Raw genomic sequence first — 14701 nt, forward strand, 5'->3', positions numbered from 1 at the left:
AGTTTATGCTTTTCTCAAAAGCACCTGCACGGTCTCCGCCGTCTGCTGCCGCAAAAGACGGGTAGCGCCCTCCGTCAGCGTCTCCAGCAGGCCGGTATTGTAGTGCCGTATGGTCAACAACGTCAGCCCCCGCTCCACCGACACATCGAAAAAGGCTGAGGCAGCCTGGGCCAGGCGTTCCGTCCGTTCGCCCCGGTCGTCGACGCAAAGCTGGATGGTAATGGCCCCGTTCTGGATGAGGTTGGGCTGGACATGAAGGTCTTTCAAAAGGGTGTAGAGCGCACCGGCGTGGGCGCCGGCAAAGGAAAAGTCCCTGGATTTCAGGTGCAGCAAAACCTGGTGTTGTTTCAGGACGATGACCGGCGGCAGGGAATGGACGGGCTGGTCATGGATCAGCGTGCCAGGCAGGGACGGATCCAGGAAACAACGCACGTGCATGGGAATGTGTTTGTTCTGCAGCGGTTTGATGGTCTTTGGGTGGATGACCTGGGCGCCGTAGTAGGCCATTTCAATGACCTCGGTATAGTTCAGCTCCGGGATGACTTGGGCTTCGCTAAAGAGCTTGGGGTCTGCATTCATGACGCCCTCGACGTCCTTCCAGATGGTCAGGGAGGTGGCGCCGAGCAGGTTCGAAAAGATCGCCGCGGTATAGTCGCTGCCTTCCCGGCCAAGGGTCGTGCTTTCGTTCTCGGCGGTGGCGCCGATAAAACCCTGAAGGATGATGGTCCGGCCCTTTTCCAGCAAGGGTGTCAGCAGGCGCTTCGTCTCCGCTGCCGCGTACTCCAGGTCGACGGTGGCGTCCCGGAAACCGGCGTCGGTCCGCAAGATATCCCTTACATCGACCCAGAGGGCGGGGATGCCCGCATGGTCCAGGTACCGGTGCATGATGGTCGTCGACAGGAGCTCACCGATACAGACGATCTGGTCATAGTAGTAGTCGTACTCCCGGACGGGACGGTCGTGGAGCAACCATTCCACCTCCGTAAACAGGTCCACCAGGTATTCCTGGCCCCTTCCATCCCCGATCAGGGCATTGTAAATGTCCAGGTGTTTCCGCTTGATGGCCTCGAAAAGGTCCAGGGCTTCGGCCGCGTGGCCCCTGTAAAAGGCTTCGGCGACCTTTTCCAGCTCATTGGTGGTTTTGCCCATCGCAGAAATCACCACCACCAGGGGTTGACCCTTGTGCCCTTCCAGGATGGAAGCAACGCGTTGTATCCGTTCCGTGCTGTTGACGGAGGCCCCGCCGAACTTAAAGACTTGCATAGGGTTGCAAAACTCGTTGCATTTCGGCTATAAAAAAATGTATTTTTATGGATAGATAATAGGTTTTTTTCCTATTATCCTATAAAAAATATACATTTGTAGCATGGAAATCGCCCGTGAACTGTCTGCACATGCCAGGCACCCATTTACGCATCAGTGGTTGGGCTCCTTGTTAAAGAAGTACAAGTTCCCCAACGATAAAGTGCATGACCTGATCCAGCAACAACTGCTGGAGCCGGTTAAAAGGGGATTGTATGTCGCAGGTCCTGCATTGAAAACGGGCAAGCCGGAGCCATTCCTGCTGGCCAACCATATTATGGGTCCCAGTTATGTTTCCGTCGACACGGCGCTGTTCTACTACGGGCTCATCCCCGAAAGAGTATACGAGATTGCTTCTATGACGATCAAGTCTTCAAGGGAGTTTTCCACGCCCTTTGGGCATTTTTCGTATACCCGCCTGCCGTTACCCTATTATGCTTTTGGTATACGTCAGATCAAGCTGGCTGAAGACCAGTTTGTGCTCGCGGCATCGCCTGAAAAGGCCCTTTGCGACCGGCTGATCACCACATCCGGGCTTGTTTTTCGTAGTCAAAAGGCTGCAAAGGCCTGGCTCCTGGAAGACCTGCGGATGGAAGAAGAACAACTACGGCAACTGGACACAAAAGCGATGTTGGGTTGGTTGAAGGACGCGCCAAAGAATGAGAGTTTAAAAAACATGATCAAGGTAATAGAAAATGTATGATCAAAGAATGGCTGGAAGACTATAAACCGGCTAATCGGGATGAGGCTGAGCAAGCACTCAGAGAAATCATGCAGGAGACGGCCCTAGCCGCTTTGCAGAGGGCAGGTTTTTTTGAAAAGGCTGCCTTTTACGGAGGAACGGCTCTTCGCATATTTTATAGCCTGGAGCGGTTTTCCGAGGACCTTGATTTTTCCTTGCTAAGACCGGATCCCCAGTTCTCCCTTGAAAAATATCTGGATGCGGTACGACTGGAATTCGCGTCGCTGGGGATGGATGTCACGGTGCGCGATAAACAGAAAACGGCTCAAAGCAATATCGAATCGGCTTTCCTGAAATCGGAAACCCTTTGGCGGCAGTTGGTGTTGGAAGGCGTGATTCCGCAAAACGGGCTTAACCAGGTGGCGCGCATCACGGTAAAATTAGAGGTGGATGTACATCCTCCCGGAGGATTCGAGACCGAGGAACAATTACTCTTGCGGCCCTTTTCCTGCTATATAAAATGCTTTACCCTTCCTGATCTTTTTGCGGGGAAAATGCACGCCTTGTTGTTCAGGAAGTGGAAAAACAACGTCAAAGGAAGGGATTGGTTCGACATGGAATGGTACATTCGAAGAGGGGTACCTTTACACCTTGGCCATTTATTACAGCGGGCCATGGACAGCGGGGATTGGAAAAGTGATACGATGACGCCGGAGCAGTTCCGCGCGTTGCTAAACGATCGCATCGATCAGGTCAATATGGACAGGGTGAAGGCGGACATCCGCCGGTTTATCCGCCGGCCGGAGCAATTGGAGCTCTGGAGCAAGCGGTATTTTCACGACCTGGCGCGACTGTTGAAGATAGAGGAATGATTATATTTGCCCATTGTTAAAGCAAACGAACGATCGCTAGCTATGCAACCCACTCGACGCGTATTAACCCTGGACGAATTCACGATCCAGGAACTGAGACAATTCCCGGCCGCGACCGGGGAGCTTTCCGGTCTGCTCCGGGACATTGGCCTGGCCTCCAAACGCATCAACGTGGAGGTGAACAAGGCGGGCCTGGTGGACGACATCCTGGGGGATGCCGGGGCCGTCAACGTCCAGGGCGAGGACGTTAAAAAGCTGGACCTGTTTGCAAACAACCAGCTGATCAGCGTCCTTAGGAACGGCATTTATTGCGCCGGGGTCGCCAGCGAGGAGAACGATGAGGTCATCGTTTTTGACGACGAGGTGTCGAACCGGTCGAAGTATGTGGTGCTCATGGATCCGCTGGACGGGAGCTCGAACATCGACGTCAACACCTCTATCGGCACCATCTTTTCGGTGTACAGACGGGTAAGCCAGCTGGGTTTGCCCTGCACCATGGAGGACTTCCTGCAACCCGGTCTGAAGCTCGTGGCCGCGGGATACGTGATCTATGGGTCGAGTACGATGTTGGTGTATGCCACCCGCCGGGGGGTAAACGGGTTTACCCTTGATCCGTCGATCGGCGAGTTTTGCCTGAGCCATCGCCGTATCCAGTGTCCGGCCATCGGCAACATCTATTCGGTGAACAATGGGAACTACTATGACTTTGACCAGAACGTCCGCAATTACATAGAACTTTGTCAGCGGGGCTCCTATACGCAACGTTATGTAGGGAGCATGGTGGCCGATATCCATCGCAACCTCATCAAGGGCGGTATCTTTATGTATCCGGGGACCGTTGCCAAACCCAAGGGGAAACTCCGGTTGTTGTATGAGTGCAACCCTATGGCATTTATCACGGAGGTGGCGGGAGGGCTGGCCACCGACGGCACACGCCGCGTCCTGGAAGTGGCGCCCACCGAGCTGCACCAGCGATCTCCTTTGTTTCTGGGCAGCAAGGAGATGATGGAAGAGCTGGGGGGAATGCTGGCGGGTTAAACCGCGGGTACTGTGGGAAGTCATACCTTTACGTATGCAAAAGATATTCGTACTTCTCGCGCTTTGCGCCACATCTGTATCGTTCAGGCTCGCTCCGGCGCCCGCGAAAATCGCGCCTCCCGCGAAAATCGCGTCGCCCGCAAAGACCCCGGCACCCGCGGAGGCAAGGATCCCCTTCAATGAAGAAATCCTCCGTTACGTCAACCGATTCCGCGCCGACAACGGCCAACCTCCGCTGACCATGAACAACACGATGGTCGAGACCGCCGCGATCCATAGCGACGCCATGGCCAAGGGAACGGTTCCTTTTGGCCACGACAATTTCGACCTGCGGTTCAAATATGTCTCCGCCAAGCTGGGCAATATAGACGCCTTTGCGGAAAACGTGGCCATGGGCGTGCTGGACGCACGGCAAGTCGTAGACGGTTGGATCCACAGCCCTAAACACCGCGCGAACATGCTGGGGAACTATAACCTGACCGGGATCGCCGCCGTCAAGGCCGCGGACGGCCAGATCTATTTCACACAGATATTTGCCCATCAACGCTAAAGAGGGTATCTTAGCCCCCCATGGAGCAACCACCCATCATCCAGGTCCGCAACCTGGTCAAGCGTTACGGGACATTTGAGGCCGTCAAGGGGATCAGCTTCGACGTGCGGGCAGGGGAGATCTTCGGACTCCTGGGTCCTAACGGTGCAGGCAAGTCGACGACGCTGGAAATCATTGAGACGCTGAGGGACAAAACCGAAGGCACGGTCATGGTGGATGGGTTGGACCTGGACCGTTCCCCCAACGAGATCAAAAAGGTCATCGGGGTACAGTTGCAAACCTCGGGGTATTATCCGGGGCTGAACCTGACCCAACTGATCCGCTTGTTTGCGGGTTTATACAACCGTTCGGTGGACCCGCTCGTGCTCCTGGACTCGGTCAACCTGAGGGACAAGGCCAAGGCCCTGTACAAACAACTGAGCGGGGGGCAAAAACAACGTTTTTCCATCGCCACCACGCTGATCAACGACCCGAAAATCGTTTTCCTGGACGAACCGACGACGGGACTGGACCCCCAGGCCCGGCGCAATCTTTGGGACCTGATCCGTGAAATCCGGGACAAGGGGACGACCGTCATCCTCACCACCCACTATATGGACGAGGCCGAACTGTTGTGTGACCGGGTCGCCATTATCGATTCGGGGCGGATCATCGCCCTGGACACTCCGGATGGCTTGATCGACCACCTGGTGGCGTCAGGCTTCGAGCGCGAAAGGGAAGTCAAAAAAGCAAACCTGGAAGATGTTTTTATCGGCATGACCGGGAAACATCTTCGTGAAGAATAAAAAAACAGATATGCACAAAATGTTCTTTTCCGTTGCCCTTCTCACGCTGGGAACGGGCGCTTTTGCACAGACCAAAAAACCCGTTGCCGCCAAAAAAGCGGTTGCCCCTGCGCCCCTCCTGAAAAATTCGACCGATAGCCTGAGCTATGCCATCGGCGTCAATGTAGGGACCTATTTCAAAAAACAGGGTGTCGAACACCTGAACTACGCTGCCCTCGACAAAGCCCTCGCTGACTGTTTCGGGGAAAAGCCGCTGACCCTTTCGGACGAACAAGCTGTTATGACCATACAACAAAAGCTCCAGGAATTCATGACCAAAAAGGCCAATGCCGTTAAGGAAGAGGGCCTGAAGTTCCTGGCGGAAAACAAAAAACGCCCGGGTGTCGTCGAGCTTCCTGACGGGCTTCAATACGAAGTCATCCGCAAGGGGACGGGGCCCATGCCAGTCGACACCAGCGTCGTAAAGGTGAACTACACCGGTTACCTGTTGAGCGGTAAGAAATTCGACGCCTCTGCCGACCACGGCGGACCGGCGACCTTCCCCCTCAACCGCGTCATCAAGGGCTGGACCGAAGGCGTGAAGCTGATGCCGGTCGGGTCCTCTTACAAGTTCTATATTCCCTCCGAACTGGCCTACGGGGACAGGGGCGCGGGGAATGATATCCCCGGAGGCAGCACCCTGATTTTCGAAGTGGAACTCCTGGACATCGTTGCGCCGGGTGCTACGCCTGCACCGGCCGCCGGACAATAAAATACGACTATGAACGACCCGCGCTACCCCATAGGGAAGTATGAACCACAACCCTATTCCGATCGGCAAAGGGATAATTGGATCGCGGATATCCGTTTCCTGCCCACCCTCCTGGAAAAAACCGTCTCCCCTCTGGACGCCGCTCAGTTGGGGACGCCTTACCGGGAGGGTGGCTGGACGGTGCAACAACTGGTCCATCACGTAGCGGATAGTCACCTCAACGCCTATACCCGCTTCAAGCTGGGGCTGACGGAGGACACGCCGACGATCCGGCCGTATGACGAGAAGGCATGGGCGCAATTGGCGGACACAGCCCTGCCCATCAACCTCTCGCTGACGCTGTTGCACGCCCTTCATGCCCGCTGGGTGGCCGTCCTGGAAAGCATTACCGACTGGAACCGGGAGGTCGTGCACCCGGAGACCGGCAAACACCTCAGCCTTTGGACGCTGCTGGGTATGTATGCCTGGCATGGTAAACACCACGTCGCCCATATCACTTCCCTGATCGAAGCAAAAGGTTGGTAAATGAGCGAAGATCCTATGCGCTGGAAGGTCCTGGACAGTACCTATATCAGCCACCACATCTATTTCACCGCCCGTAAGGACCGGTGTCAGCGCCCGGACGGAAAGATCGTCCCCGAATACTTCGTGGTGGAGCTGCCCCCCTCGGTTTGCGTGCTTCCCCTCACGGAGAACAACGAGGTGGTGATGATCCGCCAATACCGTCATCCGCTGGGGGAGACCCTCCTGGAAATCCCAGGCGGTTTTATCGATAAGGGAGAAGATCCTTCGGAGTCCGCCCGCAGGGAATTGCTCGAAGAAACCGGTTACGCCTTCGACGAGGTGATCCACCTCGGGAAAATAGCGGCCAACCCCGGCGTTTTGAACAATTATACCCACCTTTTCCTGGCCAAGGGAGGCCGCAAGGCCGGGGCGCAGCGTCTGGACCCGAACGAAGACATCGAGATCGTCCTGGTGCCGCTGGAGGACCTGAAGGGCATGTTGCGGCGTGGCGAGCTGGCGCAGTCGTTGCACGTCAATTGTCTTTGGTTCGCCCTGTTGCAAATGGGACAAGTGGCCTTTGTTTAAATGGGCTTTATCGTAACTTTAAGGAAAGGCTTCCCCATGTCTTTCAGGGTCCTACCATTCTTCCTGTTGCTCTTCCTGGGCCGGGTGCAAGCGCAACACCGGGACTACCTGCAGGAGGCGCAATTGCTCTACCAGGCCCGGGAGTATACCGCCGCCCTGGAGGACCTCAACCACGCCATCGAAACCAACCGCCAGTGGGCGGCCGCCTATAACATGCGGGGCCTGACGTTGATGGCGCTGCAAAACCTGAACATGGCCATCAAGGATTTTGGCACGGCCATTTCGCTGTATCCCCGTTTTCTGGAAGCCTACAATAACCGGGGGATGGCCTTTAGTCAACAGGGCGAATACGCCAAGGCCATAGAAGATTTTACCCATTGCCTGGACATCAGCGTCGCCGACCGGGACGTGTATTTCTACAACCGGGCGGGCAGCGAGCTGGCCCTGGGGCGATACAAGGACGCCATGGCCGACTACGACCAGGCCATCCGCTTCAACCCCGAGGCGGAGGACGCCTATAATAACCGGGCCAAGTGCAAACTGGAACTCAGGGACACGACCGGCGCCCTGGACGATTATCAACGGGCGGTGCACGCCGAACCCGGTTTTACGTTGGGGTATATGAACCGGGCCTTCCTGGAGGAATCCATGGGGCGCTTTCCCGAGGCCATAGAAGACTTCCGGCAGTGTCTTCGCTGGAATCCCCAGAATGCAAGGGCTTACCTGGAGGTCGGCGCCCTGGAGGAACAATACTTAGGAAACCTGACGGATGCGCGCAGGGATTTTGACAAAGCCATCAGCCTCGACCCCCATTTCTCCGACGCCTATAACGACAGGGGTACCCTGGAGATGCGAAAGGGGCATTACCGGGCCGCCCTTCGGGATTTTAACAAGGCCATCGAGCTAAACGGGTTTAACCCGGACTATTATTACAATAAAGGGATCACCCACAAACAAATGGGTAAACCGGGCAGCGCCGTAAAGGATTTTAGCGGGGCCATCGATGCGGATGCCAATTACGGACCCGCCTACTACAACCGGGGTCTCCTGGAGGTTGCCGCGGGGAATACGAAGGGTGCCTGTGCGGACCTGCGGACGGCGGCGGACAAGGGACTCACCCAGGCGGGCGCCGCGCTGGCCCAATATTGCCACTAAAGACGGCCCCTGTCGATCTCACCCACGACAAAGACGCTTCCGCAAACGAGGATAAGGTCGTCCTTGTGCGCATGGCCCAGGGCTTCCTGGAGGGCGGTATTGACGTCCTCGTAGGCCTTTCCCTGCAGACCGGCGTCTTCCGCCGCCGCCCAAAGGTCTTCCTTCGGCAACGCACGGGGAATGTCCGCCTGCGTAAAATAGTAGTGGGCGTCCTGGGGCAACAGGTGCAACACGGAACGGATGTCCTTGTCTTTGACCATGCCTATGACGATATGCAATTGGTGGAAGGTGGTGACCTCGATCTGGCGGATCAGCTCACGGATACCGTCTTCGTTGTGGGCCACGTCCGCAATGACCGTGGGGTGCTGGTGCAGCCGTTCCCAACGGCCATGCAGACCGGTCAGCGCCCGTGTTTTGGCCAGTCCCTCGCGAAGGGCCGAATCCTTGATGTTCCAGCCTTTTTCGCGGAGCTGTTGGACAGCCTGAAGAACAGTCAGCAGGTTTTTGGTCTGGTACAGCCCTGCGAGGTCCAGGGTATAATAGTCCTTGATGTCGGTGTGACGGATGGTCACCTCGATCTTCATATCCTGCCCTTCGAACGACCAGTTCGTCGCGGACCTTTCCCGGTCGGCAAACATGATGGGCGCGTGTTTTTCCCGGGCTTTCCGGACAAAAAGCGGACCCGTGACCTCCCTGAATTCGCCAATGACGACCGGAATGTCCCGTTTGATAATGCCGGCTTTTTCGGCAGCGATCTTTTCCAGGGTATCCCCCAGGATGTGCATGTGGTCGTAGCCGATGTTGGTAATGACGGACAGCTCCGGGAGGATGACGTTGGTCGAATCCAGGCGTCCGCCCAGCCCCGTTTCGATAACGGCGATGTCTACTTCCTGGTTGGCAAAATAGTCAAACGCCATGGCCACGGTGATCTCAAAGAAAGAAGGATCGATCGTGTCGATGTGCGGTTGGATATGGGACACAAAATCGACCACGAAGTCTTCGGTGATCTCTTTCCCGTCGACCTTGATCCGTTCCCGGAAGTCGTGGAGGTGGGGGGAGGTATACAACCCGGTGCGGTAACCCGCGCATTGGAGGATGGCGGCCAGCATGTGGCTCACCGAGCCTTTCCCGTTGGTGCCCGCGATATGGATGGATTTAAACCGGTTTTCGGGATTTTCGAGGATATCGCAAAGGGCGATGGTGTTGCCAAGGTCTCCTTTATAAGCCGCCGCTCCGATTCGGCTGTACATAGGCAGGCGGGTAAACAAGTAGTGGACGGTTTCCGGATAGTTCATTGGTGAGGCGCTAATATCGTGTTCGTTTTATTCATGGACCTTGAAGACAAACAAAATCGTTCCCGTCTGTTCGTCGGCGTTACTGGTGTTGAATTTGAGTTTCCGGGCCAGCTCTACGGCCTGGTCGGCAAAATACCCGTTGAAATGCGTAGAACCGGCGAGGTGGAGGGAGGCGCTGATGACGTGTCCGTTCCGGTCGACCTTCAGGTCTACGTATTCCTTGGCGGGTTCATTATAGTCTCCTTCGAAAGAGGGCATGGAAAAAGTACGGCCGACCAGTCCCCGGACGATCGCCGCGCCCGAATGACCGGTGCCCCCGTTGCCCGTATAGCTCTTCGAATTGGGGTCGCCGTTGGGTTTGCCCTGGTCGCCCTGTCCCCCGGCTATGCCTTCGTTCTGGCTCTTGTTAAAGGCGTCCTGGTCGTTCCCTCCCGTACCGGTACCGCCTTTAAAGAGGGCCTTGGGACGTGGGGGCGCCGGGGTTGGGTTGACGATGGTCCTTTGCGTCACCCTCGGCGCGGTTTCCCGGATGACGGGTTGCGGCGTGGGCTTGACTTTTTTGGGTTGTTCGACGGCGGGTTGGTCGTCGTTGTTGTTGTCGTTGGTTTCTATATGCGCTTGGGCCGTGGGCGGCGTCTGGGTCCGCGCAGGCGCGGTGTGTACGTGTGTTTCGGGGGCAGGGTCTCCCGGTGCCAGCGGCTGTTCCGTACCGGAACCCTGGTCGCTGTTGCCGAGGTTGACCTCGATACCCTGGTCCTGGGGCGGGGGAGGCGGCTGGGGAACCCTAAAACCTACGAAGATGAGGAACAACAGCAGCGCACCATGCCAGACAAGGGTGGCCACCAGCGCTTTTGTATTTTTAGCCGTATCGTTAGGTTGTTCCATGCTACAAATATACCTTATGACCTCTTTACAACGAACGGGGAGCTGTTAAAATTGCATTATCCCGCGGCGGCCGCGCCCAGGCGTTCGGGCACCAGGACCCTCAGCGATTGCGCAATGACCGACGCCTTCAACCGCTTGATCTTGCCCTTGTATTCGCCGTCCACCTGGAAGTGGACCGCCCGGTTACAGGCGATGCTGACGGACTGGACGGAAACGACCTCTTCCCTTTCCAGGTGTTGTTTGCGGTGCGGCAGGAAAAGACGCGGCAGGTCCCACCAGCGGAAGTCCTTCATCATGATGACTTCGAAGCGTCCGTCCCGGGGCGAGCCCAGGGGATTGATCAGCGCACCCGTGCCGAATTTACGCGCGTTTGCCAGCATGAGCATGTATACGTTACGGTTATACCGGAAATGATCCCCGGATACATAGATCCGGAAACGGTTCCGTTGCAATACGGTCGAAACGAACAGCCGTCCGTACCCCCACATCCCGCGAAAGCCCTCTTTTGCATAACGCTCCACCAGCGATGCGTTGAGCCCCAGGTCGCACAGGTGGATGCACAGCCCGTGTCCCTGGAGGTGGATCGTGTCGATATACGTGGTATTCGGACCAAGGGCCACCCTGAGCGCGTCTTTTATGGACGAGGGCAACCCCAGTTCCCTGGCCATGCCATTGGCGGAGCCCATGGGGATGATGCCCAATGCGATGGGGGAATGGACCAGTTGTTCAGCCACCATCTTTGCCGTGCCGTCCCCGCCCACCACGATCACCCTCGTAAAAGCATGTCCCGCGAGCAGGTGGCGCAATTCTTGTACGTCGTTCTCCCCGGTAGTCCGGTAGGTCAGGTGATCAAAGGCATGGATCGCCAGGGCCTGCTCCAAACAGGTCCAGAAAAGGCTTTTGTCCCTGCCGCCCGCGGCGGGATTGACGACGAAGAGTATTTTTTCTTCCCTGTGCATATTCTCTTATGGCGCCGCAGGCGCCGCATCTCAAATTTCGTTAAATTAACCGTCCGATGCGAGCAGCTGCTAACCCCACGATCGTCGTTTATCCCGGGTACGCCAACCATTCCGGGCTGGTGGTATTCGGTCATGTTTTCAGGCAAAACCTGCGCCATTGGTATCCCTATTCCGATAATTTTTTTGCCAACCTCCGCGTGTTGTGGAAACTTTTCCGGGTAAAGGGCCTCGCCGGCGCGCGTGTCCAGCTTTGTGTGGGCAGCCTGGTGGCCGAGACCACGACCGATGTCAACGGCTTCTTCCGCTTCGACCTCACGCTCGCCCCCTCCGTCCCCTATGGATGGACTGCCGTGGAGGTCCGCCTCGCCCCCGGCGGCGGTTATGAGGCACCGGTAGCCCAGGGCAGGATCCTCCATCCCGCCCTGAATTCCTACGACATCATCAGCGACATAGACGACACGCTCCTGATATCCCATTCGCTCAACTGGTGGAAAAAATTCCGGCTCCTGATCATGCACCAGCCCAGCGAGCGCAAACCCTTCGACGGCGTCGTGTCCCACTACCAGCAGCTCTACGATGCCAACAGCCGGAAGGGCTCCTGCCTGTTCTCGTTCGTGTCCAGCAGCGAATGGAACCTCTATCCGTTTATCCGTGCTTTTTCGCGGACCTACCAGGTGCCCCGGGGGATCTACCTCATGGCCAACCTCAAGACCCGCTTTACCGAATTGTTCCGCCCGGGTGGCAACCACGGCCACAAACTCCATAAGATCCAGGAGATCTTCCGGTATTACCCCGACCACCGCTTTATCCTCCTCGGCGACGACACCCAGCAGGACCCCGTCCTTTATATGCAGGCCGTCCGCAAGTTCCCGCAACAGGTGGCCTGCGTCTATATCCGCCATACGCGCCGGCGGCCGTCGCGGGAGGTTTCCGCGATGCTGGGGGAGATCGAACGGCTGGGGGTGCCGCATTGCTATTTCAGACATTCGGAGGAGGCCATACGGCATTCGCGCGCGATGGGGTTTATGTAATGGGCGCGCCCGGCACCTTCATCCACCCACCGGCACCGTATAGTTCCTGTTCTCCCACCTTTCCGTCGTCAACCAGAAAAATGTAAAGATGACCTGCCGGGCCCCGGGATGCGGGCTCAGCTCCGCGACGTGGACCCCGAGACGGGTATCGCGTGTGAGGGTGTGTTGCTTCGTGGCCCAGTCATCGTCTGTCCAGTGGATCAACGCGCCGGACGGGAGTTCTATACGGAGCTTTTTGTCGGGCGCCAGCCGGGGGCAGGGCCGTTCGATGCGCCACAAGTCAAAGGGCGCGGTGGTTTGCTTCCGGATATAACGTTCGGTCGTAAAGCGGGGCACCTCGGGGGCGTGTTCCGCCTTCAGTGCGCAGCAAAGCCGGATGTATTCCGCGTGGGTGCGGAGGTCGGGCAGGTGACCGGTTTTGTCGGGGAAAAAGCCGGAGGGGGCTTGAGCCTCCAGGGTTTGCAGGAGTGCGAGCGCGCCGTTTTTGTTACCGGCGGAGAGCTCGTAGAGGGCGCGTTCGGCGGTGAGCAGCAGGGGCGCGGCCGCGGGCTGTGCTTCGGCGGTACCCGGCCGCGCATCGGCGTCCCGCAATGCGTCGGCGTCCCGCCGCGCGTTGGCATCGACGACCTTCAGCGTATCGATCACCCGCGGATCATCGGCCGCCCGAAGCCCGTAACGCACCAGCGACAGCACGTCGGCGCTCGCCGGCCCGGAAGCCTTCTGACCGGGTTGCCCGGCCGCCGCATAGTACCCGGAAATTCGGTCGGGACCCGATCCGGGCCCGACGCGGATGTATGTCCAGGGGTCGATGTGTTCGTGAAGATAGTCGGCTGTTTTGCGGCAGTACGTGGCGACGCCGGGTTGCCCGCGTTCGTCGGCCATATCGGCCGCGGCCAGGAGTGCGGCCACGGTGGCGCAAAGGGTGTGTAGGGACAGGGATTCCGCCCCGTCCCAACGGTCGGCTTCCGGTTCGGGTCCGCCGCCTACGAGATAGGCCGCGGCCGTCCAGACCAGGGGCCAATAACGTTGCATCCGGGCGGGGCTGAGCTGGAACGTACGGCGGCAGGCGTCCACCATCAGGATGACCTGTGCCACCTGGTCGCGGGCCACGCGACCGGAGGCGGCGCTCCCGTCGGGGTGGAGCAACATGGCCCAAAAGCCCCGTTCCTCCTGCACAGCCATCAGGTAGGCCAGGATGCGCTGGGCGTCCTCGCGAGCTCCCAGCGCCTGAAAAGCGTCAAAGGCGGCCGCCAAATCCCGGGGCCGGACGCCGCCGGAGGATACCAGGGCGCCGGGGTGGGCTTTGGACTCCAGGGCGCGGAGCGCGAGGGCGCCGGTTTTGACGTGGGCGCCGGCGGACAGGGCGCCAGCGGGAAGGGCGCTGCCCAGCATCGGCGGCATCGGCGAAAGCCCCTGCTGCCAGGTCCTCCAAGGCCCCACAAACCGCTCCTTGGCGGTATCGAAGCCGTCAAGAAGGCTCGCCCAGGCTTTGGCCGCGGCTTCGCGTTCATTTTGGCCCAGGCCGATGGCGACGATGATGTCGGTCTCGCCCGGCTCGACTTCTGCTGTCAGCGACACATGTCCGCCTTCGGCCCTTTCGTAGAAACGAGTCATCCGTTGGTGGGCGGCCAGGTCCAGCCAGCCGTCGGAGATACCGGCGTAGCCCACGGACGTATGTTTCAGGGGGTGGGAGCAAAGTACGGCCAGGGTAACAGCCCCTTTTTGGGCGACCAGCAAAGGCTGTCCTTTGTACCGGCTGACCCGGGCGTCGTGAAGGGCGCTGTCTCCGCCGATACAGGGGTTGAGCGTCAAGAAGAGCCGGAGCGGATTGTCCAGGGGGGCCAGGGGGACCAGCCGGGTTTTTTGCAAAAAAGTATCCCGGACCGGATCGGTCAGGACTTCCTTTGTGATCCGGTATTTGCCTTCAAGACACGTATTCACCAGACGATAGCCAGGGATGCCTTCCTCGAAAAAGGCGGTTTCGTGGAGCGTGTGCCGCTGTTCCTGGGAAAAAAAAGCCGCTCCGTCGGTGACGATCCACTCCAGGCTCGACAGACAGGGGGAGCCTGCGTCGGGAAAACCGACCTCGGAAACGATGCCCTCCGATAGGCAAAAAGTAACTTTTGAGGTAGGGGAAAGCGCGGTACCGACACCCGAAAGGGGGGACTTTGCCCGGTAGGGCGGACTACCCGGTGCGCCCGGGGCAAGTTCCTTAGGGTCGGTCATGAGCAGAGGCATATTGGATCCCAACGACATACGAGGTAAGCGTTGGGCTACAAAAATATATAAAATTGCCTGACATACAAT

General features: G+C 58.1%; 15 protein-coding genes. 10 read left to right on the forward strand and 5 right to left on the reverse strand.

What is annotated here, in order from left to right; genetic code table 11:
• Positions 1 to 3 precede the first annotated feature (3 nt).
• Positions 4 to 1263: an aspartate kinase gene (locus tag EDB95_RS10575; protein ID WP_133993385.1), complete on the reverse strand. Its 1260-nt coding sequence runs from the start codon at positions 1261 to 1263 to the stop codon at positions 4 to 6.
• Between the two features lie 103 nt (positions 1264 to 1366).
• On the opposite strand from EDB95_RS10575, the gene EDB95_RS10580 reads away from it, so the two are divergent.
• Genes EDB95_RS10580 through EDB95_RS10620 form a run of 9 tightly spaced genes read left to right on the forward strand, consistent with a single transcriptional unit; the run spans position 1367 to position 8224 of the window.
• Positions 1367 to 2005 carry a type IV toxin-antitoxin system AbiEi family antitoxin domain-containing protein gene (locus EDB95_RS10580; protein WP_133993387.1) on the forward strand — a complete coding sequence of 213 codons (639 nt, stop codon included), beginning with the start codon at positions 1367 to 1369 and terminating at the stop codon, positions 2003 to 2005.
• The gene (locus tag EDB95_RS10585; RefSeq protein WP_133993389.1) at positions 2002 to 2856 is read left to right on the forward strand and encodes a nucleotidyl transferase AbiEii/AbiGii toxin family protein; all 855 of its coding nucleotides are present in this window, start codon (positions 2002 to 2004) and stop codon (positions 2854 to 2856) included. The genes EDB95_RS10580 and EDB95_RS10585 overlap by 4 nt, the downstream gene beginning before the upstream one ends.
• Before the next feature lie 42 nt (positions 2857 to 2898).
• Positions 2899 to 3894 carry a class 1 fructose-bisphosphatase gene (fbp, locus tag EDB95_RS10590; protein ID WP_133993391.1) on the forward strand — a complete coding sequence of 332 codons (996 nt, stop codon included), beginning with the start codon at positions 2899 to 2901 and terminating at the stop codon, positions 3892 to 3894.
• Positions 3895 to 3928: 34 nt separating this feature from the next.
• Complete coding sequence (locus EDB95_RS10595; protein ID WP_133993393.1) at positions 3929 to 4444, forward strand: CAP domain-containing protein; 516 nt, start codon at positions 3929 to 3931, stop codon at positions 4442 to 4444.
• 20 nt (positions 4445 to 4464) lie between these two features.
• Positions 4465 to 5229 carry an ABC transporter ATP-binding protein gene (locus EDB95_RS10600; RefSeq protein ID WP_133993395.1) on the forward strand — a complete coding sequence of 255 codons (765 nt, stop codon included), beginning with the start codon at positions 4465 to 4467 and terminating at the stop codon, positions 5227 to 5229.
• Between the two features lie 10 nt (positions 5230 to 5239).
• Positions 5240 to 5980 carry an FKBP-type peptidyl-prolyl cis-trans isomerase gene (locus EDB95_RS10605; RefSeq protein ID WP_133993397.1) on the forward strand — a complete coding sequence of 247 codons (741 nt, stop codon included), beginning with the start codon at positions 5240 to 5242 and terminating at the stop codon, positions 5978 to 5980.
• A 9-nt stretch (positions 5981 to 5989) separates the two neighbouring features.
• Complete coding sequence (locus tag EDB95_RS10610; RefSeq protein WP_133993399.1) at positions 5990 to 6505, forward strand: YfiT family bacillithiol transferase; 516 nt, start codon at positions 5990 to 5992, stop codon at positions 6503 to 6505.
• On the forward strand, positions 6506 to 7069 hold the full coding sequence (locus EDB95_RS10615; RefSeq protein WP_133993401.1) for an NUDIX hydrolase: 564 nt from the start codon (positions 6506 to 6508) through the stop codon (positions 7067 to 7069).
• Positions 7070 to 7105: 36 nt separating this feature from the next.
• Complete coding sequence (locus EDB95_RS10620) at positions 7106 to 8224, forward strand: tetratricopeptide repeat protein (RefSeq protein ID WP_162852545.1); 1119 nt, start codon at positions 7106 to 7108, stop codon at positions 8222 to 8224.
• Here the strand turns inward: EDB95_RS10620 and EDB95_RS10625 are convergent.
• The 3 genes from EDB95_RS10625 to EDB95_RS10635 all read right to left on the reverse strand — a co-directional run bounded on the left by EDB95_RS10625 (position 8221) and on the right by EDB95_RS10635 (position 11363).
• Positions 8221 to 9474, reverse strand: a complete 1254-nt coding sequence (locus tag EDB95_RS10625) for a bifunctional folylpolyglutamate synthase/dihydrofolate synthase (RefSeq protein ID WP_246073596.1) — start codon at positions 9472 to 9474, stop codon at positions 8221 to 8223. The two genes, EDB95_RS10620 and EDB95_RS10625, sit on opposite strands and share 4 nt — an antisense overlap.
• A gap of 72 nt (positions 9475 to 9546) precedes the next feature.
• On the reverse strand, positions 9547 to 10404 hold the full coding sequence (locus EDB95_RS10630; protein WP_133993407.1) for a RodZ family helix-turn-helix domain-containing protein: 858 nt from the start codon (positions 10402 to 10404) through the stop codon (positions 9547 to 9549).
• A 56-nt stretch (positions 10405 to 10460) separates the two neighbouring features.
• Positions 10461 to 11363: a diacylglycerol/lipid kinase family protein gene (locus tag EDB95_RS10635; protein WP_133993409.1), complete on the reverse strand. Its 903-nt coding sequence runs from the start codon at positions 11361 to 11363 to the stop codon at positions 10461 to 10463.
• 56 nt (positions 11364 to 11419) lie between these two features.
• Between EDB95_RS10635 and EDB95_RS10640 the strand changes: the two genes are divergently transcribed.
• A complete protein-coding gene (locus tag EDB95_RS10640; RefSeq protein WP_133993410.1) occupies positions 11420 to 12394 on the forward strand; it encodes an App1 family protein in 975 nt (324 codons plus the stop codon).
• 18 nt (positions 12395 to 12412) lie between these two features.
• Here EDB95_RS10640 and EDB95_RS10645 read toward each other — a convergent pair whose 3' ends face one another.
• Positions 12413 to 14620, reverse strand: a complete 2208-nt coding sequence (locus tag EDB95_RS10645; protein ID WP_162852546.1) for a glycoside hydrolase family 15 protein — start codon at positions 14618 to 14620, stop codon at positions 12413 to 12415.
• Positions 14621 to 14701: the final 81 nt, after the last annotated feature.

The organism is Dinghuibacter silviterrae (genome assembly GCF_004366355.1).
Taxonomy (GTDB): domain Bacteria; phylum Bacteroidota; class Bacteroidia; order Chitinophagales; family Chitinophagaceae; genus Dinghuibacter; species Dinghuibacter silviterrae.

Excerpts from the sequence above, each read along its gene's own strand:
- EDB95_RS10575 (WP_133993385.1), bottom strand. The coding sequence starts at position 1,263 with ATGCAAGTCTTTAAGTTCGGCGGGGCCTCCGTCAACAGCACGGAACGG.
- EDB95_RS10580 (WP_133993387.1), top strand. The coding sequence starts at position 1,367 with ATGGAAATCGCCCGTGAACTGTCTGCACATGCCAGGCACCCATTTACG.
- EDB95_RS10585 (WP_133993389.1), top strand. The coding sequence starts at position 2,002 with ATGATCAAAGAATGGCTGGAAGACTATAAACCGGCTAATCGGGATGAG.
- fbp (WP_133993391.1), top strand. The coding sequence starts at position 2,899 with ATGCAACCCACTCGACGCGTATTAACCCTGGACGAATTCACGATCCAG.
- EDB95_RS10595 (WP_133993393.1), top strand. The coding sequence starts at position 3,929 with ATGCAAAAGATATTCGTACTTCTCGCGCTTTGCGCCACATCTGTATCG.
- EDB95_RS10600 (WP_133993395.1), top strand. The coding sequence starts at position 4,465 with ATGGAGCAACCACCCATCATCCAGGTCCGCAACCTGGTCAAGCGTTAC.
- EDB95_RS10605 (WP_133993397.1), top strand. The coding sequence starts at position 5,240 with ATGCACAAAATGTTCTTTTCCGTTGCCCTTCTCACGCTGGGAACGGGC.
- EDB95_RS10610 (WP_133993399.1), top strand. The coding sequence starts at position 5,990 with ATGAACGACCCGCGCTACCCCATAGGGAAGTATGAACCACAACCCTAT.
- EDB95_RS10615 (WP_133993401.1), top strand. The coding sequence starts at position 6,506 with ATGAGCGAAGATCCTATGCGCTGGAAGGTCCTGGACAGTACCTATATC.
- EDB95_RS10620 (WP_162852545.1), top strand. The coding sequence starts at position 7,106 with ATGTCTTTCAGGGTCCTACCATTCTTCCTGTTGCTCTTCCTGGGCCGG.
- EDB95_RS10625 (WP_246073596.1), bottom strand. The coding sequence starts at position 9,474 with ATGTACAGCCGAATCGGAGCGGCGGCTTATAAAGGAGACCTTGGCAAC.
- EDB95_RS10630 (WP_133993407.1), bottom strand. The coding sequence starts at position 10,404 with ATGGAACAACCTAACGATACGGCTAAAAATACAAAAGCGCTGGTGGCC.
- EDB95_RS10635 (WP_133993409.1), bottom strand. The coding sequence starts at position 11,363 with ATGCACAGGGAAGAAAAAATACTCTTCGTCGTCAATCCCGCCGCGGGC.
- EDB95_RS10640 (WP_133993410.1), top strand. The coding sequence starts at position 11,420 with ATGCGAGCAGCTGCTAACCCCACGATCGTCGTTTATCCCGGGTACGCC.
- EDB95_RS10645 (WP_162852546.1), bottom strand. The coding sequence starts at position 14,620 with ATGACCGACCCTAAGGAACTTGCCCCGGGCGCACCGGGTAGTCCGCCC.